This is a genomic window from Megasphaera hominis, assembly GCF_014269395.1.
Lineage (GTDB): Bacteria > Bacillota > Negativicutes > Veillonellales > Megasphaeraceae > Megasphaera > Megasphaera hominis.
The window spans coordinates 78,696-99,088 of sequence record NZ_JACOGK010000005.1 but is presented as its reverse complement, the minus strand read 5'-3'; the positions used below and the strand labels follow the sequence as shown (position 1 = coordinate 99,088).

23 protein-coding genes and 3 tRNA genes are annotated in these 20,393 nt (G+C 51.9%); 23 read left to right on the top strand and 3 right to left on the bottom strand.

Annotation, left to right across the window (positions count from 1 at the left end; genetic code table 11):
* Positions 1-221 precede the first annotated feature (221 nt).
* The 23 genes from H8J70_RS02830 to H8J70_RS02720 all read left to right on the top strand — a co-directional run bounded on the left by H8J70_RS02830 (position 222) and on the right by H8J70_RS02720 (position 16,163).
* Positions 222-297, top strand: a tRNA-Asn gene (locus H8J70_RS02830).
* A 1-nt stretch (position 298) separates the two neighbouring features.
* Positions 299-373 (top strand) — tRNA-Glu (locus tag H8J70_RS02825).
* Between the two features lie 4 nt (positions 374-377).
* Positions 378-453: transfer RNA gene (locus tag H8J70_RS02820), tRNA-Val, on the top strand.
* A 170-nt stretch (positions 454-623) separates the two neighbouring features.
* Entirely contained in the window at positions 624-1,037 is a 414-nt protein-coding gene (locus H8J70_RS02815) for a MarR family winged helix-turn-helix transcriptional regulator (protein ID WP_186502350.1), read from the top strand.
* Positions 1,034-2,275 (top strand): MFS transporter, encoded by a 1,242-nt coding sequence (locus tag H8J70_RS02810; protein WP_186502349.1) that lies wholly within the window; start codon positions 1,034-1,036, stop codon positions 2,273-2,275. Before H8J70_RS02815 ends, H8J70_RS02810 begins: the two co-directional genes overlap by 4 nt.
* Positions 2,276-2,352: 77 nt before the next feature.
* Positions 2,353-3,765 carry an amidohydrolase gene (locus H8J70_RS02805; RefSeq protein WP_186502348.1) on the top strand — a complete coding sequence of 471 codons (1,413 nt, stop codon included), beginning with the start codon at positions 2,353-2,355 and terminating at the stop codon, positions 3,763-3,765.
* Between the two features lie 193 nt (positions 3,766-3,958).
* Positions 3,959-5,101, top strand: a complete 1,143-nt coding sequence (locus tag H8J70_RS02800) for a GspE/PulE family protein (protein WP_186502347.1) — start codon at positions 3,959-3,961, stop codon at positions 5,099-5,101.
* A gap of 5 nt (positions 5,102-5,106) precedes the next feature.
* Entirely contained in the window at positions 5,107-6,075 is a 969-nt protein-coding gene (locus tag H8J70_RS02795) for a type IV pilus twitching motility protein PilT (RefSeq protein WP_186502346.1), read from the top strand.
* A complete protein-coding gene (locus tag H8J70_RS02790; protein WP_186502345.1) occupies positions 6,072-7,280 on the top strand; it encodes a type II secretion system F family protein in 1,209 nt (402 codons plus the stop codon). The genes H8J70_RS02795 and H8J70_RS02790 overlap by 4 nt, the downstream gene beginning before the upstream one ends.
* A gap of 34 nt (positions 7,281-7,314) precedes the next feature.
* Entirely contained in the window at positions 7,315-7,698 is a 384-nt protein-coding gene (locus H8J70_RS02785) for a competence type IV pilus major pilin ComGC (RefSeq protein WP_186502344.1), read from the top strand.
* Positions 7,699-7,704: 6 nt separating this feature from the next.
* The gene (locus H8J70_RS02780; protein WP_186502343.1) at positions 7,705-8,187 is read left to right on the top strand and encodes a prepilin peptidase; all 483 of its coding nucleotides are present in this window, start codon (positions 7,705-7,707) and stop codon (positions 8,185-8,187) included.
* Positions 8,166-8,636 (top strand): pilus assembly FimT family protein, encoded by a 471-nt coding sequence (locus tag H8J70_RS02775; protein ID WP_186502342.1) that lies wholly within the window; start codon positions 8,166-8,168, stop codon positions 8,634-8,636. Before H8J70_RS02780 ends, H8J70_RS02775 begins: the two co-directional genes overlap by 22 nt.
* The gene (locus tag H8J70_RS02770) at positions 8,623-8,985 is read left to right on the top strand and encodes a hypothetical protein (RefSeq protein WP_186502341.1); all 363 of its coding nucleotides are present in this window, start codon (positions 8,623-8,625) and stop codon (positions 8,983-8,985) included. The genes H8J70_RS02775 and H8J70_RS02770 overlap by 14 nt, the downstream gene beginning before the upstream one ends.
* Positions 8,924-9,481: a hypothetical protein gene (locus H8J70_RS02765; protein ID WP_186502340.1), complete on the top strand. Its 558-nt coding sequence runs from the start codon at positions 8,924-8,926 to the stop codon at positions 9,479-9,481. Before H8J70_RS02770 ends, H8J70_RS02765 begins: the two co-directional genes overlap by 62 nt.
* Positions 9,465-9,923, top strand: coding sequence for a hypothetical protein (locus tag H8J70_RS02760; protein WP_186502339.1), 459 nt, complete (start codon positions 9,465-9,467; stop codon positions 9,921-9,923). The genes H8J70_RS02765 and H8J70_RS02760 overlap by 17 nt, the downstream gene beginning before the upstream one ends.
* 5 nt (positions 9,924-9,928) lie before the next feature.
* Positions 9,929-10,684, top strand: coding sequence for a hypothetical protein (locus tag H8J70_RS02755; protein ID WP_186502338.1), 756 nt, complete (start codon positions 9,929-9,931; stop codon positions 10,682-10,684).
* Positions 10,685-10,764: 80 nt separating this feature from the next.
* Positions 10,765-11,256, top strand: coding sequence for a PilN domain-containing protein (locus H8J70_RS02750; protein WP_186502337.1), 492 nt, complete (start codon positions 10,765-10,767; stop codon positions 11,254-11,256).
* Positions 11,219-11,722, top strand: a complete 504-nt coding sequence (locus H8J70_RS02745; protein ID WP_186502336.1) for a hypothetical protein — start codon at positions 11,219-11,221, stop codon at positions 11,720-11,722. The genes H8J70_RS02750 and H8J70_RS02745 overlap by 38 nt, the downstream gene beginning before the upstream one ends.
* Before the next feature lie 384 nt (positions 11,723-12,106).
* On the top strand, positions 12,107-12,517 hold the full coding sequence (locus H8J70_RS02740) for a zinc ribbon domain-containing protein (RefSeq protein WP_186502335.1): 411 nt from the start codon (positions 12,107-12,109) through the stop codon (positions 12,515-12,517).
* Positions 12,518-12,526: 9 nt separating this feature from the next.
* Positions 12,527-13,081 carry a hypothetical protein gene (locus H8J70_RS02735; protein ID WP_186502334.1) on the top strand — a complete coding sequence of 185 codons (555 nt, stop codon included), beginning with the start codon at positions 12,527-12,529 and terminating at the stop codon, positions 13,079-13,081.
* A 14-nt stretch (positions 13,082-13,095) separates the two neighbouring features.
* Entirely contained in the window at positions 13,096-13,365 is a 270-nt protein-coding gene (locus H8J70_RS02730; protein ID WP_186502333.1) for a chorismate mutase, read from the top strand.
* 1 nt (position 13,366) lies between these two features.
* Complete coding sequence (gene recD2, locus H8J70_RS02725) at positions 13,367-15,532, top strand: SF1B family DNA helicase RecD2 (RefSeq protein WP_186502332.1); 2,166 nt, start codon at positions 13,367-13,369, stop codon at positions 15,530-15,532.
* Between the two features lies 1 nt (position 15,533).
* Positions 15,534-16,163 (top strand): ComF family protein, encoded by a 630-nt coding sequence (locus H8J70_RS02720; RefSeq protein ID WP_186502331.1) that lies wholly within the window; start codon positions 15,534-15,536, stop codon positions 16,161-16,163.
* 60 nt (positions 16,164-16,223) lie between these two features.
* Here H8J70_RS02720 and H8J70_RS02715 read toward each other — a convergent pair whose 3' ends face one another.
* The 3 genes from H8J70_RS02715 to clpB form a co-directional block, all read right to left on the bottom strand.
* Complete coding sequence (locus H8J70_RS02715; RefSeq protein WP_186502330.1) at positions 16,224-16,826, bottom strand: HD-GYP domain-containing protein; 603 nt, start codon at positions 16,824-16,826, stop codon at positions 16,224-16,226.
* Between the two features lie 24 nt (positions 16,827-16,850).
* Entirely contained in the window at positions 16,851-17,360 is a 510-nt protein-coding gene (locus H8J70_RS02710; RefSeq protein ID WP_186502329.1) for an S-adenosylmethionine decarboxylase family protein, read from the bottom strand.
* A 359-nt stretch (positions 17,361-17,719) separates the two neighbouring features.
* Complete coding sequence (gene clpB, locus H8J70_RS02705; protein WP_186502328.1) at positions 17,720-20,308, bottom strand: ATP-dependent chaperone ClpB; 2,589 nt, start codon at positions 20,306-20,308, stop codon at positions 17,720-17,722.
* Positions 20,309-20,393: the final 85 nt, after the last annotated feature.

Below are 20,393 nucleotides of genomic sequence, written 5' to 3'. Positions count from 1 at the left end.
GAAGCTCATACAGGGGCATGGCCGCACCAGCAACGTGACGTCACAGACCACGATTGCGCCAACGCCTTCTCATAGTAATTTCTAGTTTGGCTAACATGACTGGAAGTTACCTTGGTAATTTACAAGCCGCAAAAAAAAGAAAAAAAGATGAAAAAAGTACTTGCTTTTTTATCCGAATCCTAGTATAATTGCTATTGTTCGATGGAGAACACATGAGTTATTCCTCAATAGCTCAGTCGGTAGAGCAATCGGCTGTTAACCGATTTGTCGTAGGTTCGAGTCCTACTTGAGGAGCCAAGGCCCCTTGGTCAAGTGGTTAAGACACCGCCCTTTCACGGCGTGAACGTGGGTTCAAATCCCGCAGGGGTCACCATCTTGGGCGATTAGCTCAGCTGGGAGAGCGCCTGCCTTACAAGCAGGATGTCAGCGGTTCAAGCCCGTTATCGCCCACCAAGATAAACTACCTGTTTCTAATGAAAATTAGAAGCAGGTAGTTTTTTTATGTCGAGTCCCGCTGCCGGGGCTTGACATTTTTTTTTGCTATGCTATAGTAATAAACGGTTAAGTAAATTAATTAATTTACTTAATTAATTTACTTAACTAATTAGGAAGGGGGAGATGGTATGAACCCACCGTTTCAGGAATTATCCTATGCTACGCGCAGGATGATTGTCGCAGACACGGAGGCGTTAAAGGAATTTGGCCTGACCTATTCGCAGTGGACGTTTATGGTGTACGTAGCCCACAACCAGCCGACGACACTAGTCGCCATAGCCCGTTATTATATGATCAAAAAACCGGCCATTACGGCCATTAAAAAGAAGTTTCTTGATAAGGGCTATATTACAGAAGTGGTAGGCACGGACCAGCGGGAAAAACGCGTTTCCTTTACCACTGCCGGCCAGGATGTCTACGACCGGATTAACCACAAAATACGGGCCATGGAAAAACGCTTTTTCCACGCCCTGAGCAAGAAAGAGCTGGACCAGCTCCAGGAAATGCTATACCGGATCAATAAGGAGGGTTTTGAACCGTGAAACAATCCATTTGGACACGTGATTTTATCTTAGTTACGTGCATCAATTTTTTTCTCTATGTCATTTATTATCAGCTCATGCTTTGGTCGACAAACTACGCCATGGCCACCTGGCACGTCTCCATCGGTGAAGCCGGCCTGGCTTCCAGTGTCTTTATCATAGGTGCCCTCATAGCCCGCATGCTCACTGGCCACGTCGTCGATATTTTAGGCCGCAAACGAATCCTGGTCTTGGCTGCCGTCATCTATTTGGCTGCCTTGCCCCTCTATTTTGTCGCTTCGGAAATCAGCCTTTTCATACTTGTCCGCATTATCCATGGCTTTGCCTACGGCGCCTCGTCTACAGCAGCCGGCACTATTGTCGGTGCTATCGTGCCCGTAGCCCGGCGCGGCGAAGGCATTGGCTACTTTGCCCTGGGCAATACATTGGCTTCGGCCATTGGTCCCTTCTTGGGCATTATGCTTTGTGCCGGCGGGGAATATTTCAATAATATTTACGAATGCATCGTCATCGCAGCGTTGACACTGGTCATGAGTGTCATCCTGAAAACGCCGGAACACGCTGCTACAGCAGAAGAAAAGGAAGCTCTCAAGGAAATTTCCTTCTCCAGCTTCTTTGCTGTCAAAGCACTGCCTATTTCGGTCATTGGCTTTTTCTCGGGCATTGCCTATTCGTCCATTTTGAGCTACCTTGGCGCCTACGCCCAGTCCCTCAATCTCGTATCGGCAGGCTCCCTCTTCTTTATCGCCTATGCGGCTCTTTCGTTCTTAAGCCGTCTCTTTACAGGCCGTATGCTCGATAACTACGGCGGCAACGTCGTCATGTATCCGGCCCTCCTGTGCCTGATGGCCTGCCTCCTCGTCGTCGGCTTTGCGTCCGGCCCGCTTTACTTTATTATCGGCGGCATTCTCCTGGGCCTGGGCTTTGCGACTATTTCTTCCGTCGGCCAGGCCTTGTCAATCCAGGGCATTCCCGGCAGCCAGATCGGCCTGGCCACGTCGACTTTCTTCGTTATGATCGATCTGGGCATTGGCGTTGGCCCGTATACCCTGGGCGCGGCAGTGCCGGCCTTTGGCTTCTCTGGCGTCTATTTCCTGGCTGCCCTCATCGTATTCCTCTCGGTGCCACTCTATTACGTCCTCATCAGCCGTTACGGCATGTTTTCTGTCCGTTGGATGAAGGTCATTCAGCGTAAGACGGAATGGCAGGAAGAGAAGAAGAAACGCAGAAGCGTATAGACCTGTCTGGTCAGAAGCCATGACCTGTGGCATAATAAAAGAAGTACGTACGTAATAAGCTAAAGGAGGCTGAGGCCATGTCCGCATTACACGAAATCGACGCCTTGCTGGAAGGAAAAAAACAAGAAATCCTGCAGGCCAGTGACACTATTTGGGAATATGCAGAACTCTCACGGGAAGAAATAAAATCTTCGGAACTGCTCATTTCGATTCTGGAAAAAGCAGGTTTTACAATAGAACGCAATATTTGCGGTGTAGAAACAGCGTTTATTGCTTCCTACGGGTCAGGAAAGCCCGTCATGGCCCTTTTGGGTGAATACGATGCCCTGGCCAATTTGAGCCAAGTCGCCGGGGCTACGGAAAAATGTGCCTGCCCGGGCCAAGAACACGGCAGCGGCCATGGCTGTGGCCACAACCTTCTCGGTACAGCCTGCTTGGCGGCAGCGCTGGCCGTAAAGGACTACCTGCAGCAGCATCAGCTGCCTGGTACTATCCGCTACTACGGCTGCGCTGCTGAAGAAGAAGGCGGCGTCAAACCATGGATGGCCCGGGATGGCTATTTTGATGATTGTGACTGCGCCTTTACGTGGCATCCCAGCGATACGACAGGTGTCTTCAATCTGCGGCACTACGCCGACAAGGTCTTTTACGTCGAATTCTTTGGCAAATCTGCCCACGCAGCAGCCAGCCCGGAAATGGGCCGGAGTGCTCTCGATGCGTGTGAGCTCATGAATATCGGCTGCAATTACCTGCGCGAACACGTCGTGCCCAATTCACGTATTCACTACGCCTACGTCGATGCCGGCGGTACGGCTTACAATATCGTCCAGTCCCACTGTGTCATGAAATACGGCGTCCGCTCCATGTACATCAAAGACGCCGAAGAAATTACAGAACGCGTTAAAGACGTAGCCCGCGGGGCTGCCCTCATGACAGGGACGCGCGTTGAATTCAAGCCTCTCATGGGCTATTCCGATTGCTTCCAAAATGCCGCCTGCGCCCAAATCCTGAACGAAGCCATGGAGGAGGCCGGCGGACCGCAATGGGACGACGCGGACTACGCCGCTGCCGCCGCGTATTTGAAAACCTACGATCCGTCTATGCTGGACAAGCTCGCGGACGTAATAAAAGGCCGCTATCCGAAAGACCAGTGGCAGGAAAAGAAAGCCTATCCCTTGGACACGCAGGTTACAGCTTTTGATCCGACACGGCTGCAAGCCGTATCGGCCGGCTCCACTGACGTAGGTGACGTAGGCTATGTTACACCGACGGCCCAATTCGTCATGGCTACGCGCACACTGGCTACACCGGCTCACTCGTGGTACCAAACCTCAGCCGGCGGCAGCACCATTGGCCACAAGGCCGTCCTGGCTGCTGCACGCGTCCTGGCCCTGGCCTGCGTCAAAGCATTGGAACAGCCGGAACAACTGGAAAAAGCCCGGGCTGAATGGCTGGAAACCACAGGCGGCGAATACCATTGCCCTATGTAACGAAAAAGAGAATATAGCAGCGAAAGAGCAGACTGTCACAGGCAGCCTGCTTTTTTTGTGGCAGAAGAAAAATTAAAACAAAATGAGAAAATGGGAGACCAATTAATCTTCCATGAGAATTACATTAAAACACATAAGGAAAGGCAATACCTATGATATGATGAACGGGAAAAAGATGGCAGGAGGTACATGCATGAAGGCAGAGAAGGAACTATTCATTACCAAAGGGACATCTGTACAGCAGCTGGTACAGCAGATTTTAACGGCTGCCGTCAGCCGTCATGCCAGCGATATCCATGTGGAACCGCTGGATACGGTCATCCGCGTCCGCTATCGTATCGATGGTGTCTTGTGTCAGGCCGCTACGCTGCCGTTGGCCAGCCTGGCGAAAATCACAGCCTGCATCAAAGTCATGAGCAAGCTCGATATAGCCAATACGCGTATCCCCATGGATGGCCGGTGCCGCTGGCAAAAAGACGGCCGGCACGTAGACCTGCGGGTGAGCACCATGCCGACTGTGCGCGGTGAAAAAACGGTTATCCGCCTCTTGTATAGCAGTGCCGTTCCACAAGACTTGCAGCATTTGATTCCCTACGCGCCGTCACGGCAGGTCTTGCAACAACTCGTCCAATCCAGTCAGGGCCTGTTTCTGATCAGTGGTCCTACAGGGAGTGGCAAGACGACGACCTTGTATGCGGCCTTGCGGGAAATCGATAGGGAAACTCTCAGCGTAGCTACCTTGGAGGACCCTGTAGAATTACGGGTCAATGGATTTTGCCAGAGCCAGATCAACGAAAAAGGAGGACTGGGATTTCAAAATGGATTGCGGGCTTTGTTGCGGCAGGACCCGGACGTACTGGTCATCGGCGAAATACGTGACCGGGAAACGGCAGAAATAGCTATACGTGCAGCCCTTACAGGGCACCGCGTGTTTAGTACACTCCATACATCACGGGCTGTAGATGTACCTATACGTCTTCTCGATATGGGCATCGAACCGTACCTGGTAGCCGACGCCTTACTGGGCATGGCGTCCCAGCGCCTGGTACGGCAGCGCTGCCCCGCCTGCCGTCAGGGCCACGACGAAAGGTACTCTGCTGCTGCGGAACCCTGTCCTGTCTGCTTTGGTTCCGGCTACAGCGGCCGCTCCTGCCTGTGCGAAGTCGTCCCGGCAGGAATTCATGTACGCCAGGCCATACGCAGGCAAGCAGGCCGGGAAGCCATGGTCGAGGCTGCCCGGAGCGATGGTGCCGTCCTCATGGATGAGTGCATCCGGCAGGCTGTCGAAAGCCGGCTGACAGATATGGCAGAAATCAAACGGGTATATGAGGAGTGAAGGCTATGCAGATGGATGATCTGATTGCCCGTGCCGTGCGTCAGCAGGCTACGGATATTCATCTACAGCCGGGACAGACAGTGAGGCTGCGCCTGAACAGTGAACTGATTGCCCAGAACGATTGCTTTGTGTCACCGGAGGAAGTACAAGCCTGGCTAACACATTTCCCCTTATATAATGAAATAAAAAAGGGAAATTGTTCTTTTTCACTAGACTGGATCGATCGGATACGCTGTCGTGTTACCTTGGCCGAAACGTATGCAGGACCCTATGTCAATATACGGATCCTCTATCCTTTGGACCAGCTGCCGCCGGACGATGATGAAGCGTTGCTGCAGCGGCTGAGTTTACAAACAGAAGGGTTAGTTCTCCTCTGCGGGCCAACGAATAATGGTAAGATGACGGCTCTTTGGCGGATGATTCACTATCTGAATCAAACCCGTCCCTGCCATGTCATTACTTTGGAAGATCCCATTGAAATTGTCTTGCCGGGAGAAAAGGCCTTGATTACGCAACGGGAACTGTATCAGCACTTTCCCAGCTTTGCTGAAGGTGTCCGTCAGGCCCTGCGACAGGATCCCGATGTCATCCTTGTAGGAGAAATGCGGGATGCTGAAACGATGGACGCAGCCCTGACGGCAGCCGAAACGGGGCATCTTGTTCTTTCTACCTTGCATACCTGTTCGGCAGCCCAGGCTGTCACTCGTTTTGTCGGCGCCTACCCGGGCGCTTTGCAGGAAGAAGTCCGTTACCGTCTGGCCATGGTATTGCAGGCCATTCTGTCCCAGCGCAGGCATTGCCTTAATGGCAGTGTGCGCATTATCAGGGAGATACTCTTACAGACGCCGGCTGTAGCCCAGCTCATTCGCAGTGGCAAGGAACACCAGCTGCAGACCATTATTCAGACCAGCGCCTCCCAGGGGATGCGGACTATGGAACAAGCAAGCAGGTATGCCAGGAGGGAAAGAGGATGAAAGAATTTCGCGTGACCGCCCGCCGCCAATCAGGAGAAACGGTGACCCGTGTGTTACGGGCTCCGTCCCAACAAGCTGTGAAGCAACTGTTAGAAAAGCAGGAGTGGCACATCGTAGAAATAGAAGAACAAATAAGGGAAAGCCTGTGGAAAAAACGAATCCGGCGCAACCGGCCCCTTAAGGCGCGTGTGCTAAGCCATCTTTTTCAGCAACTGGCCGAAATGATGCGCTCCGGCATTCCCTTTGTAGAGGCCTGGCGGTTACTGATTCTGGAAGTTTCAAACAAGACGCAGCAAGACAAGCTGCGCCAGATCCTGGCGACGATGGAAGAAGGTGTGGCGCCTTCGGAGGTATTGAACCAATCGGGGCTGTTTCCGCCTTTTGCCTGTCAATTACTGTATGCCGGCGAGTATTCCGGCAGTCTTGAGACGATGCTGGGCCTGTTGGGAGATTTTTACGAAAAGACGGACCGGCAAAAGAAGCTCTTTTTGCAGGCTCTGCTGTATCCGGCCTTCTTGTTGTTTTGTACCCTTTGTATTCTCGTCGGTGCCGTATGCTGGGTATTGCCGGTATTTTCAGAGATGTTTGCACAATTGCACTTGACGCTGCCTCTATTGACGCGCTTGCTGTTACGGATTTCTGCCTTGGTACAGGTCCATGCGGCCGTCATCATCGCCTCGGTACTGCTCTCTATAGTGGGGCTGGTGTATGCCAGCCGCAGGGCTGCGTGCCGTGCCTGGTGTATCGAACAGACGATGCGCATACCGGCTGTACGGCGTCTCTATCTGATTGGGTGCTGGCAGCGCTTTAGCAGTGTCCTGGCCATTCAGCTGGCTGGGGGCATTCCCCTTTTGCAGGCTATGCGGCGGGCCTCGGCTGTTGTCCCCTTAGTCTGGTACCGGCATAAAATGACCCGCTGTATGAACCGGATCGAAGAGGGCGGCTCGTTTTCACAAGCCATAAAAGGCGAACTTATCAGTACACCTTACGTAGAGACGATGCTGACAGTAGGCGAGTCGACGGGCAGCTATGACACGATCTTTTATAAAATTGCCGCGTATTACGAATGGCGCCTGTCGGTCTTTTTTACGACCCTGCGTAGTTTATTGGAACCCCTGCTCATGACGCTTACCGGCCTGATTATCGGCATCGTCGTCATGGCCCTGTTGCTGCCTTTATTTGATGCGGCAGCCGGCATGGGGTAGCAATCACATATTTCATGAGAGGAGTAAGATCAACATGCTGACATTAGGAAAAAAATGGAGAAAACCTGTGAAAAATGGCTTTTCCCTGTTAGAAATGCTCGTTGCCGTTTCTATCATTTTGGCCATTGCGACCGTTGCCGTACCCAAATTCAGTACGGCTGGCGATAAAGCCAACCAGGCAAAAATACAGACTGATCTGCGGACCATCAGTAATGCTGCTGCGCTGTATAAGTTTGATACAGGGGAATATCCGGCAAGCGTACAGGTCCTGGCAGACGATAAGTATTTGGAATTTGTGCCGCAGCCACCTAAAGGTGCAGAGGCCTATAGTATTGCCGACGGTATTGTCAAGGTCACACTGAACGGCACTACCTATAGCTCTGATGATCCCGAAGGCACGGCGGCCACGCCGACGTAAGGGCCCATGATAGCGATGTGGAGCCATAGTGAGGCCCTGACAGTGGCGTACTATGGCTGGCTTTGCGTCATGGCTCTCTGTTCGGCTGTCATTATCTACACGGATGTGCGCTACTATTGGGTGCCCGATGTGGCAGTCGGCCTGCTTCTCCTGGTCAATGGCGCGGCCTGGGCCTTACAGCTCGTAGCCCCCAATGAGGGATTTACTGTTTCCTGCCTGGCCGGCCTGGGCCTGTTGGCCTGGCTGGCCCCGCAGGGGCTGGGTACGGGAGATATCAAACTGCTGGCCGTATTAGCATTGGGCTGTACCGGGTTTACTCTTTACCTGGTGATTTGCTTTTCCTTTTTCATGGGGACACTGCTGGCACTGTTTCTTTGGCTCAAACAGCGCCAGCGCCTGATCCCTTTTGCTCCCTGTATCGTAGGCGGCTGGTGGTTTTCCTTCTTTTTTTCTGAGGAGTGCTGGCAATGGCTGACTTATTTTCTCTAAGAGCGCGTAAGCGAAATGGCTTTATAGCTCTGGAATTGTGCATAGTAACCGTCCTCGTTTTTACCCTGGCGGCTACGGTTATGCTGCCCAGGGCGTGGCAAAATGACCGCCATAAGCTGGATGTCCTGGTCGATGAACTGGCTCTCGATTTAAATGCAGTGCGGCAATATGCCATTGGCAATCATCTGGGAGAAATTGATATTTGGTCCATTGTGGTGCAGGACGGGGAGTACCGGATTATGCATAATTACCGGATTGAAAAGAGAACGTATTTTGGTAACAACCGGATTGTCACAGAATCAAAAGAACGAAAAGACTTTTCCTTTGATGAAGCGGGACGCCCTTCAGGCCCGGATATGCGCATTACCTTCAAGCTGGCTGATGATACGTATAAAAAAACGATTGTCATTGCAGCCCAGACGGGACGAATACGAATTGAAAAAGCGTAAGAATGGCTTCATGCTGACAGACCTGTTGTGTGCTATGACGATAGCCTTGCTTTTATTTGTGCCTTCCTTGGGGCTGTTGCGCCAGTCTGAATTATATTACGAACGAAGCCGCAGGCTGCAGGAACTGGTACTGGCAGGACGTAGTGCGTTGGCCGAAGCAGAAACTACGTGGCCCCATCTGGAAGACACCCAAAACGAACAGGTCTTTCAGCAGCAGTCCTATGGGATACGTACGACGGCACGGCCGCTGGAATCCGGTTTGCTGCACTACGAAGTGGAGGTGACCAATGGGAATGGAGAAAAATACGTACTCCTGCGCGTTTGGAAAATGCCTGAAGCCGAGCCGTAATGGCTTTCTGCTTATGGAAGCTGCCTTGTCGGTCTTATTGGTCAGTATGCTGTTTCTTTCCCTTGTGCCGGCGGCGGCCCTGGCTGTCCGTCATTTTGAAGCCTGCCGCGTACGGACCGAGCTGGCCTTGCAGGGGATCCTGCTGGACCAGACACTGTATACCTCTCTGCGCTATGCCGACACGATCACCTTGTCAAATCATTCGCAGCTGATCATCCTGTCCGAACAAAGGAAGAGCGGCTTTTCCGTACGGGGAGAGGTCGTATATAAAATTCTCTCCAATGGCAGTGAGCAGCCCCTGACAGGAAGCCGTGTAGGCGCGGCGGTAGAGCGGCAGATTGTGGCTAAGCCCTTAGCTGCAGACGGACGGTGTTTTTATTTCGAAGGCCCATACATTGTCGTTTCCCTTTGCCTGCAGAGCAAGGATGGTTTATATAGATGGCCTTGTTATATGAAGGTCAGGCCTTTAGGGAGGATAGATGAGAAAAACACATAATGGCTTTGTAACGCTTTTTGTGACCTGGCTTGGCTTTGTCGTTTTCAGCTTTTCCCTGGCTGTAGCCGTATTGGCAGAACGGCATTGGCAGGAGGTACGGACTTTTTCTCATGCGACACGGGCTGCGTATTTGGCTGAGAGTGCTTTAGAAATAGGCAAAGAACGCTACAGCCAAAAAACATCACGTTTCCTGCTGTTGCGGGAAACACTGGTCCTCAAGGATATCGATGGATTACAGGCCGGCGAAGCCATGCGGGTCCAGTTTAAAGCCAAAAACGAAAAGGGAATATTGCAGGGGACGCTGCGTGGTATCGGCAGCAGCCCTGTAGAGGGAAAAGACGGGCTGGAACAAATGGAGAAGACCTGTGCAGTTCCTTTTACGGCCGTATATGATACGACAGAGCGGAAATGGAATTTTACTTTTGGTGCGTATAAGGTTTGAAGCATATGATAAAACGATTGATAAGAAACGAAGCCGTATTGTGGGTCACGGACCGGGTGGTCCATGTAGTTAAAATAGAAAAAAACTGGTTGGGCCTGACAAAGCATGTCCTCGGCTGTACGTATGAGGATATTAGGGATTTCCACTGGCTGGAAAAACCGGAAAAACTGAAAGCTGTACTGGAAGACATTCTTACGGTGTATGAGCTTTCTACGTATACCCTGACTATTGTCCTCAGTGGTTCCCTGCTGCTTTGGCAGGTGCTGGAGCTGCCCGGACGAACGCGGAAAGAAGCGCGGGAAGCCGCCAGCTGGTCAGATGCCCTGGCCAATACAGCCGATACCTATACGTATGACATATATAAGATACGTAAACAGAGCCGGGAGACGAATTTATGGCTTTTTAGTGCGTATCCGGCGGCCTCTGTTGAGGTAATGCTGCAACTTTTAGAGGCAAGAGACGTATCTGTAGACCGTGTAGACGTGCTGCCTGCCTGGATCAGTAACCGCTATGGCGGAACCGATGGGACCTTATATTTACGGGAAAAAAATAGAACCCATGTGTTACATATGCAGGCTGGGTATGTGTCTGTCTATACCTATGGTGCAGCTGATGAAAGGGACCTGTCTCAGGAAGAACCGTATGCGATGAGCTTTTATCCCCAGGGAGAAGAAGAACCGACAGCCCCCTGCTGGAAGCCGGCGTATGGAAAGCGCGTACAGCAGTGGCATCTGGCAGGTCCCCCGTCGGTACTTTTATGAGGTATGCCATGATACGTATGAATTTAATACCACTAACGAGGCAGCGTCAAAAAGGGACGAAGGCGTACCGGTTTATCCCTATGGCAATCGTAGTTCTCTGTGCCGGCACCCTTTGCCTGGGGCTGGCATCTGCCTTTTTATTGTACGAAATTACACAGCAGGAGCAGTACTACGCAAAAGAATTGTATCCGGTACAGCAGCGGCTGGAACAGCGCAATGACCGGATTGAACGGGCCAAGCTAAAAGCGGACCGTATCCGGGCCGGTCTGACTTCCCGCATTGCCTGGCCGGCCTTGCTCGTCTGCCTGGCAGATACCAAGCCGCCCGATGTAGCCGTACAGGGCCTTACAGCAGATAAGGATAAGCTCTGTCTTCACCTGACCAGTACGAAAATCGCTTCCGTACAGACATGGCTGCGGCAATTAAAAAAAACGGAATATTTTAGCCAAGTACACATCGGTAATGTGCAAAAGAAAGAAAAGGCACGGCTCGAAATGCAGCTTTATTTGGGGTTTGGAAATGCAGATGACACGAATGGAAAAACTGAAACAGCTTCTATACATAAAAAATAATACAACGCGCCGGGCGTTGCTGGCGGGCCTGAGCCTGCTGTTTCTCATTTCAGCGTATCTGACCCATGCGCTATATGAGAGAAAGTGTAACTGGCAGGCTGCGAATGAACGGCTAACAGAACTGCGGCCGGTGTTACAGGAAAAGCTGCCGGCACCGTGGCTGGAACGGTCCCAAGCCCTGACTGCTGACATGTCCCAAGTGATACAGGAAAGCGCTGCCGCCACGGGAATACAGCTGCAATCACTCCAGGCAGATCCGGCCAATCCTGCTGTCTATGAAATCGAACTGCAGGGAACCTATCACGAGCTGATCTATTTCCTTACAGTCTTAGAACAGCAGGTACCACAGAGCCTGCCGGTAGTAGCTGAAGTGAAGCGGGAAGGAGAGCACTTGGCGATTCACCTTTCCCTTACGGTTCTGCCGGAACAAGGAAAAGCAAACGCTTCTGAGCGGAAACGGGGATAAGCTAAGCGACAGCCGTAAAGGATACGCTTTCAAAATAAAATCCAATGTAGTCGTGGGAGTGGGAGATAGAAGTCCGCTAGCGAGATTGGTACCAGTGATTAAGAAAAATGGCCTTCTTTTCCGTGGGCATAACTTCCCTGGCTGGCATTTTCAGATGCCGGACAGGGAAGTTATTTTTTTGCCATACATGAAAGACATACTTCACATACTGACCTGGTACCTCTCCGGTAGGTTATAGCTTTGAAGCCGCACAGAGCCTGTACGCTGACGACAGGGCTGGCTTTTACCCGGCCTTTCCCTAGTCATAGAGCAGGGAATATCGTATAATAATAAAATAGGCTTATTGTGTTTGCACAGTCATCCTTTTTTTGGGAAGGTGAAAATATGATTTTTATTCTGGGTATTCTTTTTGCTGTTCTTATTGGCATCTGGGCGAATCATCGCGGCCGCAATCCTATCGTTTGGGGCATCGTGTCCCTGCTCCTTTCGCCGCTGCTGGCGGCAATCGCCCTGGCCCTCATGAAGGATCTGTCAGAACAGCGGAAAATTGAAGAAAACCGCATTAATACGAGTCTTCTTCGGGACCGTGTCAGTGTTTCTGAAGCAAACCTCCATTCCCGTATGGATCACGTAGAACAGCGCCTGGACCGGCTGGAAAATAACGGGCCTGCTGCCATCGGCAGAGAACAGCGGCCACAGCTGCCAAAGGGCCATGAAAAATATTGTTCTGCCTGCGGGACCCCCGTTGAAGGGGATGCGTTATATTGTCCCCATTGTGGTGCACGGTTGTACTAGGAGGCGCTTATGGATATCATTAAATACCTGCGTCATTACTATGGCGCCTATGGGATTACTGTAGGCGGGGCCATTGCCCTGGCTACGCAGACACCGGGCAGAATCTATACCTTAGCGCCGGAGCAGCGCCGGCAAGTAGAAGATATGCTCGTCATTCTGCGGCAGGAATATCCTTTTTTTAAGACGGAAATCAAAGAAGGGATTATGGAAACAGAAATCACCTTCTTTTCCTATCAAAGCGCCTGTGCAGATGGACAAATTCTTGAACACCTGTGTCAATGGCTCAGCCGTGTGGCGGCTCTTTTTGTGGGTGACGGCCAGACACACGTAACGATTCATTGTCACGGCACGTTTACACAGGATATGGAAGACGCTGAATTTCGTATGCTGAATAAGGCGCAGGATGTAGAATATAAAATCATCAGCCGGAAGCGGCGGAGCCTGACTGATATCCTCTTTCATTCGAACTATACGCGTATTGCCCTGACCATTCTTTTAGTGGCAGTCATTCTTTGGTCCGCCAGCGATGTCGTAACAGAAACGCCTAAAGGCCAGTTGTTTTAGAGAAGGAGTGTCCCATGGAATTAGAAGCATGCCGGCAGGAGATCGACCGGCTCGATCAGCAATTGACGCAGCTCTTGGAGGCACGCATGAAAGTCGTAGCCCAAGTAGCTGAGTATAAAGCCTTGCATCATATGGAGGTCTACGATCCGCGGCGGGAACGGCTGGTTCTCGATAAGATTGCCGCGCTGGCCTCAGATAAAGACTTAGCGCCATATTTGCAGACCATTTACCGGTGTATTATGGACGAAAGCAAGCGCTACGAACGAAAACGGATGGAGACGTAATATGGCAGAAGAAACAACAACCCTGCAAGGGTCTGTAGAACGTATTTTATTTGAAGCAGCCGATTCGGGCTATCTCGTTTTTCGCTTCCGTGAAGAAGTGGATAACACCTTACAGACTGTAACCGGCTATGGACCTAAGCCTCTGGTAGGGGACAGGCTGGAAATACAGGGGCACTGGGTACAGCATAAACGGTACGGAAAGCAGTTTAGTGCCGGAGCGTGGAAACGGCTCCTGCCCGATACGGCCGAAGGGATCGAACGCTTCCTCGCCTCCGGTGCTGTCCAAGGCATCGGTCCGGCGCTGGCGCATCGTATCATCCAGGCATTTGGCACGGATACTATGAAAATTATGGAACAAGAGCCCAAACGCCTTTTGGAAATAGAAGGCATAGGAAAAAAGAAGCTCGATCAGATTACATCTTCCTTCAGGGAAGAAAAGGAAGTCAATGACCTGGCCATCGTCTTGGAAACACATGGCATTTCTAACCGCTTTGCATCGCGTATTTCCCAAACGTACGGCAAGGACGCCGTGTACGTACTGGAAAATGAACCGTACCGGATGATTCAGGAAGTGGAAGGCATCGGCTTTAAGACAGCCGATCAGATTGCCCTGGCCTTTGGTATCGACCCGGCCTCAAGAGACCGCCTCGGCGCCGGCGTGACCTATGTCTTGCAAGAGCTTACCAATAACGGTCACGTTTGTATTCCCATAGACGAGCTCCTGCGCCGGGCTGCCGCTATTTTGCGGGCCGACCGCCTGGTCCTGCATGAGGTCCTGGAAGAAGCGATTTCCATGGGACAGCTCGTCGCGGCTGAATACGCTGGCGAGCGGCTTATTTATGTACCGGATATGTATGACGAAGAGTGCGAAATTGCTGACCGTATCCGTGACATGGTTACGATGAAGCCCTTTAAGGGCCATATGCATGTACAGCTTTTCCTGGACCGCTGGCAAGAGTCCTGCCATTTTACCTTGGCAGATAAACAACGGGAGGCCGTTGAAAAATCGCTCCAGTCGGGCCTCCTGGTCATTACGGGCGGCCCCGGTACAGGCAAGACGACGGTGGTGCAGACGATCATCAGTCTGGCAGAACAGGAACAGCTGCGCATTCTCCTCTGTGCCCCTACAGGCAGGGCAGCGAAGCGGCTGTCTGAAACGACGGACCGCAAGGCCCAGACCATTCACCGCCTTCTCGTGCCGGCAGGCTACGCAGGTATGCACCAGGTTTTTGAATTCAACGAAACGAATTTGCTTAAGGCCGATTTAATTATCGTCGACGAAGTATCCATGCTGGATATGGAACTCATGTATCACTTGCTGCAGGCGGTCAGCCCCATGTGCCGCCTCATCCTCGTAGGCGATGCGGATCAGCTGCCGTCTGTCGGCGCCGGTTCCGTACTGCATGATATTATCCGTTCTGATGTGGTGCCTGTCGTGCGCCTGAATACGATTTTCCGCCAGCGTGAAGGCGGCCGTATCGTGACGAACGCCCACCTCATCAACAGCGGCCGCTTGCCCGTCGTCAATGAAGACCAGGAATTCCGCTTCGTCACCATCGAAAGTGAAAGCCAGGGCGCTGAGATCATCAGCCGGCTCTATGCCGCCGAAGTACAGGAAACGGGCGATAAATTTGCTGTCCAGGTCTTATCGCCTATGTACCGCCAGGAATGCGGCGTAGATCATCTGAATGAACTGATCCAGGCCCAGACCAACGGTCCCGTCAAAGGCAAGTCGGAGCTGAAAAACGGCCACACTATATATCGCGTAGGCGATAAGGTCATGCAGAAACAAAACGACTATGAAAAGGGCGTGTTCAACGGCGATATAGGGGAAGTCTTTGCTGTAGCAGATCAGGCCATTTATGTACGCTATCCCGAACAGGATGTCAAATACGAGGGCATTGAGCTTACAGAAATTACGCTGGCCTATGCGATTACAGTCCACAAGAGCCAGGGCAGTGAATACCAGACGGTCATCCTCGTTCTCGTCAACAGCCACGCCATCATGCTCCAGCGCAATTTACTGTATACGGCTGTAACGCGGGCGAAACGCAAGGTCTTGATCGTCGGCACCGAGCGGGCCCTGGAACGGGCCGTTCAAAACGTGCGCACGAGCCAGCGTAATACCCTTCTGGCAGAACGAATCCGGGAAGAGGAAATTCTTTGATATGGAGTGGCTCACACGTCTTATTTTTCCTGCCCGCTGCCCGGGCTGTGAACAGTCTGTCCCGTCACACGGGGACTGGTGCAGTACCTGCTATGGCAAGGTCTGGCATCCCCGGCTGCTGGATGGCAGCCACGGCACCCTGTCCGGCTGTTATTGCCTTACTGAGTATCGTGGTCCCATGCGCCGCCTGTTGCAGCAGCTCAAGTATCATCGTGCCCTAAAGTATGAAGCGGCGTGCCACTATTTGCTGGCCCGCTTTCCCTGGCCGGACGTACTTCATGCCGATTGGGCTGTGCCCGTACCGCTATCACCGGAACGCTATGAAAAACGTGGCTATAATCAGACGGAAGTGATTTTTCGCCCGTGGATCGAATCGTATGCCGGCTGGTACGATTGCCTGCAGCGCGTCCGGACGACAGAAGCGCAGTGGCATTTATCGCGGTCCGAACGGGCTGCTAATTTACATAAAGCCTTTTCCCTGCAATACGGCAGGCCCGTACGGGGCAAGAAAGTCCTGTTGCTCGACGATATTTATACGACCGGTGCCACCCTGGAAGCCTGTGCCAAAACACTAAAAAAAGCCGGCGCCGTTAAAGTGACCGGACTGGTCATGGCCAGCGGCGGCCGCTAATAAAAAAAACGCTTCTTTCCCTTGCCTTTGGGAAAGAAGCGTTTTGTATTGATCTGATTTTTAACCTAATGTTTCTATGAAAGCTTTGACAATTTCCGGATCGAAGAGTAACCCGGAGGCACTGAATAATTCACGGATTGCCTGGGATTTGGTCTTAGCCCAAAATTCAGTACTCGGATTGATGATCGTATCGTAGTAGTCGGCTACAGCAATGATACGGGCACCGAGGGGGATGTTTACACCCCGCAAATGCTTGGGAAAACCGGAACCATCCCAGCGTTCATGATGATAGACAATGTAAGGGATAATATCCTGGCAACAGGGAATATTTTCCAATAAATTGCCACCGGCTGCGGCATGCCGCTTGTACATCGCTTTTTCACTGCGGTTCAGATAAGGAATTTTACTCAGCAGCATATTAGAAACAAAAAGCAGGCCAACATCGTGAAGCAGTGCGGCATGCTTAATTTGTCCGATTTCGCTTTTGGGAAGCGCCAGTTTAGCGGCTACGCTGACGCTGTAATTCGCTACCTGCAGGGAATGCAAGTACAGCCGTTGATTTTTAAATTGTATAAATTGAAGTAATTCTGCAGTTATCGAATCGAGCGATTCCCGCTCTTCCGAACCGATACCGGCAGATTGCTTAAGTGACATCATGAACATAAGGACAAAACCTTTCCGTAAAACTTATGACTTTCTCTTCTGATACGTCCGGGCGCGCTTGCTGCGTTTGGGATGGCGCAGGATCGTAAACATTTTGGCACTGGTCCGTTTGATGCGGGCCCCGGTATTTTTCATTCTCCGTACGGTCGTGATTTTATTCTTGCGCTTAGGGCGCATATCACGGATAGAGCCAAAATCGCCGCGGCGTATGCTCGTGGCTTTAATCCGGTCAGACTGCAAGCTGAGCTTCAAGGCACTCATGATCTTACTGGCCTGGATATCTGTATTAAAACTGTAAATATCGATGGCTGCGTAGGACAGATCCGGGTATACGTGCATGCACAAATGGGCATTGCCGGAAACGGCAATACAAGTCAGCTCGTTGTCGCGGTGATAGAAACTGGCGCCTTCCAGTGTCGCACCGACGAGCTCTAACGCACGCTCAACAAGAGGCCGAAGGTCTTCCGGACTCGAAAATGCAGCCTTACAATTATAAAAGTCGATCAGTAAGTGTTTCCCTAACATATTATTCATAAAATCCACCTGTCGTTTAGTTACAGTTAATTATATAATTTTTTAGCGTGCTTGTAAACGTGATTTCAAAATACGAAATATGCCTACCTTAGCATACTGATTTAGTATGCAGAAACGGAAGAAAGGAATTGACAACGCCATAGGGTGCCAAATAGTGCCGCTGTCAGGGCACCGGCAGCAGCCTATATGGCAAGGGTATTAGGCCTGATGGCATAATACACTATATATTACAGGATGATTCCCTATCTGTCCAGTGAAATAAAAGAAAATGTGAAAAAAACTGCCATTTGTAATGCAAAACACGCTGCAGTGCGTCGGGCACTGCAGCGTGTCAGTCTCTTTAGAAAGAGAAGAAAGGATTATGCTTCTTGCTGCCGGTAAGGCGTAAAGGTAAACTGGCCGTTTTCGTAGCCAATGGAAACGGTATCGCCTTCGCGGACGGCACCACTGATGATGTCGCGGCTCAGGGCCGTTTCGACCGTATGGACGATGAGGCGGCGCAGGGGACGGGCACCGAACTGCGGGTTGAAGCCCTGGTCGGCCAGCTGCTGCAACGCTTCGTCGGTCCAGGTCAGATGTACCTTGACCTGTTTTTCCAGACGTTCGCTCAGCCGTTTGAGGAGGATAGACGCGATGTTCTGGACCTGTTCCTTGCCGAGGGCCTTGAAGACGACGATGTCATCGACACGGTTCAGGAATTCCGGACGGAAGTACTGTTTGAGCAGCTCCCGTACTTCTTTATCAGCCTGTTCAAAGCTGTCGGCTTCGAGAATCTGGTGCGAGCCCAGGTTGCTGGTCATGATGATGATCGTATTCTTGAAGTTGACGACACGGCCCTTGCCATCGGTCAGACGGCCGTCATCGAGGATTTGCAGGAGGACGTTGAAAATATCCGGATGGGCCTTTTCGATTTCATCGAGGAGGATGACGCTGTACGGGTGACGGCGTACGGCTTCTGTGAGCTGGCCGCCTTCGTCATAGCCGACGTATCCCGGAGGCGCCCCTATGAGACGGGAGACCGTGTGCTTTTCCATGTATTCGCTCATATCGATACGGATAATATTGCGTTCGTCGTCGAAGAGCGTTTCTGCCAGCGTCTTGGCCAGTTCGGTCTTGCCGACACCGGTCGGGCCGAGGAAGATGAACGAGCCGATAGGACGGTTCGGGTCCTTGATCCCGGCGCGGGCACGGATGATGGCATCGCTGACGACGCGGACAGCTTCGTCCTGGCCGACAACGCGTTCGTGGAGCGTATCATCGAGGTGGAGCAGTTTTTCCCGTTCGCCGGTCATCATCTTGGTGACAGGGATGCCGGTCCAGCGGCTGACGACGGAGGCGATATCTTCTTCGCCTACTTCTTCCTTCAGGAGCTGCGAATCTTTATGTTCAGCCAGGAACTGTTCCTGGTCGTCCAGCTGTTTCTGCAGTTCCGGCAGTTTGCCGTATTTCAGTTCCGATGCCTTAGCCAGGTCGTAGTCCCGTTCGGCTTTGGCCATTTCGTTCTTTACGGAATCCATTTCCTTCTTGATGGCCTGCGTGCGCAGGATGGATTGCTTTTCTTTATCCCATTTTTCCTTGAGCTCCGTTTCCTGGGCCTTCAGTTCTTCTTTCTTTTCCGTAATCTTTGCCAGACGTTCCTTGGAGGCATCGTCTGTTTCCTTGTTCAGGGACTGTTCTTCGATTTCCAGCTGCATAATCTTATGGCGGATTTCGTCGAGCGGTGCCGGCATGGATTCGATTTCCGTACGCAGCTTAGCTGCGGCTTCATCGACCAGGTCGATGGCTTTATCCGGCAGGAAGCGGTCGGAAATGTACCGGTCCGAAAGGACGGCAGCGGCGACGAGGGCTTTATCACGGATGCGGACGCCGTGATGGACTTCGTAGCGTTCCTTCAGGCCACGCAGGATGGTGATCGTATCTTCTACAGACGGCTGGTTGACCATGACCGGCTGGAAACGGCGTTCCAGAGCGGCATCCTTTTCGATGTACTTCTGGTATTCGTTCAGCGTCGTGGCGCCGATGCAGCGTAATTCACCACGGGCCAGCATCGGTTTCAAAATGTTGCCGGCATCCATGGAGCCTTCGGAGGCACCGGCCCCGACGACGGTGTGGATTTCATCGATGAAGAGGAGAATCTGGCCTTCCGATTTGGAAATTTCATTGAGTACGGATTTCAGTCGTTCTTCAAATTCACCGCGATACTTGGCACCGGCAATGAGGGAGCCCATGTCGAGGGAGTAGAGGGTTTTGTTCTTCAACGATTCCGGTACGTCGCCGGCGATGATACGCTGGGCCAGGCCTTCGACGATGGCTGTCTTGCCGACGCCCGGTTCACCGATGAGGACCGGGTTGTTCTTCGTCCGGCGCGAGAGGATTTCTACGGTGCGGCGGATTTCATCGTCACGGCCGATGACCGGGTCGAGTTTGCCTTTGCGGGCTGCGGCGGTCAGGTCGCGCCCGTATTTTTCCAGGGCCTTATAGTTGCTTTCCGGATTATCGGAATTGACGTTTTGTTTACGGTTCTTGCGGATGGCCGACATGATCTTATCTTTGACCAGGCCAAATTCACGACAGAGGTTCTGGACGTCACTGTCGCTTTCTTCGGCAATCCCGAGAAGCAGGTGTTCCGTGCTGATGTATTCATCGTGCATGGATTCGGCATACTGCTGTGCCTTGCCGATGACCCGGGCCATTTCGACGGCCATGGACATCTGGCTCTGGCCTTGGACGGACGGAATCTTTTTGAGGAGCTGTTCCAGGCGGGCCTGGAGCATGGGCACATCGGTGCCGCATTCCGTAAAGATGGTAGACAACAAGCCTTCCGGTTCTTTAACCAGGCCCATGAGGACATGGACCGATGTAATTTCCTGATTATAATGAAGTGCTGCTATCTGTTGAGCCGTCTGAAAGGCTTCGATGACTTTTTGTGTGTATTTTTCGTTTCCCATAACTAAGACCTCCTTGCGTATGGTGCAAGTCTGTGCAGTAAGATAGTGAACAACTAAGTTCAAGTATCATTATACTCATAAAAGT

Coding starts and splice junctions, on each gene's coding strand:
- H8J70_RS02785 (WP_186502344.1), top strand. CDS start 7,315: ATGCTGACATTAGGAAAAAAATGGAGAAAACCTGTGAAAAATGGCTTT.
- H8J70_RS02715 (WP_186502330.1), bottom strand. CDS start 16,826: ATGTTCATGATGTCACTTAAGCAATCTGCCGGTATCGGTTCGGAAGAG.
- H8J70_RS02795 (WP_186502346.1), top strand. CDS start 5,107: ATGCAGATGGATGATCTGATTGCCCGTGCCGTGCGTCAGCAGGCTACG.
- H8J70_RS02710 (WP_186502329.1), bottom strand. CDS start 17,360: ATGAATAATATGTTAGGGAAACACTTACTGATCGACTTTTATAATTGT.
- H8J70_RS02780 (WP_186502343.1), top strand. CDS start 7,705: ATGATAGCGATGTGGAGCCATAGTGAGGCCCTGACAGTGGCGTACTAT.
- clpB (WP_186502328.1), bottom strand. CDS start 20,308: ATGGGAAACGAAAAATACACACAAAAAGTCATCGAAGCCTTTCAGACG.
- H8J70_RS02800 (WP_186502347.1), top strand. CDS start 3,959: ATGAAGGCAGAGAAGGAACTATTCATTACCAAAGGGACATCTGTACAG.
- H8J70_RS02750 (WP_186502337.1), top strand. CDS start 10,765: ATGGCAATCGTAGTTCTCTGTGCCGGCACCCTTTGCCTGGGGCTGGCA.
- H8J70_RS02755 (WP_186502338.1), top strand. CDS start 9,929: ATGATAAAACGATTGATAAGAAACGAAGCCGTATTGTGGGTCACGGAC.
- H8J70_RS02735 (WP_186502334.1), top strand. CDS start 12,527: ATGGATATCATTAAATACCTGCGTCATTACTATGGCGCCTATGGGATT.
- recD2 (WP_186502332.1), top strand. CDS start 13,367: ATGGCAGAAGAAACAACAACCCTGCAAGGGTCTGTAGAACGTATTTTA.
- H8J70_RS02815 (WP_186502350.1), top strand. CDS start 624: ATGAACCCACCGTTTCAGGAATTATCCTATGCTACGCGCAGGATGATT.
- H8J70_RS02740 (WP_186502335.1), top strand. CDS start 12,107: ATGATTTTTATTCTGGGTATTCTTTTTGCTGTTCTTATTGGCATCTGG.
- H8J70_RS02720 (WP_186502331.1), top strand. CDS start 15,534: ATGGAGTGGCTCACACGTCTTATTTTTCCTGCCCGCTGCCCGGGCTGT.
- H8J70_RS02745 (WP_186502336.1), top strand. CDS start 11,219: ATGGAAAAACTGAAACAGCTTCTATACATAAAAAATAATACAACGCGC.
- H8J70_RS02765 (WP_186502340.1), top strand. CDS start 8,924: ATGGGAATGGAGAAAAATACGTACTCCTGCGCGTTTGGAAAATGCCTG.
- H8J70_RS02760 (WP_186502339.1), top strand. CDS start 9,465: ATGAGAAAAACACATAATGGCTTTGTAACGCTTTTTGTGACCTGGCTT.
- H8J70_RS02730 (WP_186502333.1), top strand. CDS start 13,096: ATGGAATTAGAAGCATGCCGGCAGGAGATCGACCGGCTCGATCAGCAA.
- H8J70_RS02775 (WP_186502342.1), top strand. CDS start 8,166: ATGGCTGACTTATTTTCTCTAAGAGCGCGTAAGCGAAATGGCTTTATA.
- H8J70_RS02805 (WP_186502348.1), top strand. CDS start 2,353: ATGTCCGCATTACACGAAATCGACGCCTTGCTGGAAGGAAAAAAACAA.
- H8J70_RS02790 (WP_186502345.1), top strand. CDS start 6,072: ATGAAAGAATTTCGCGTGACCGCCCGCCGCCAATCAGGAGAAACGGTG.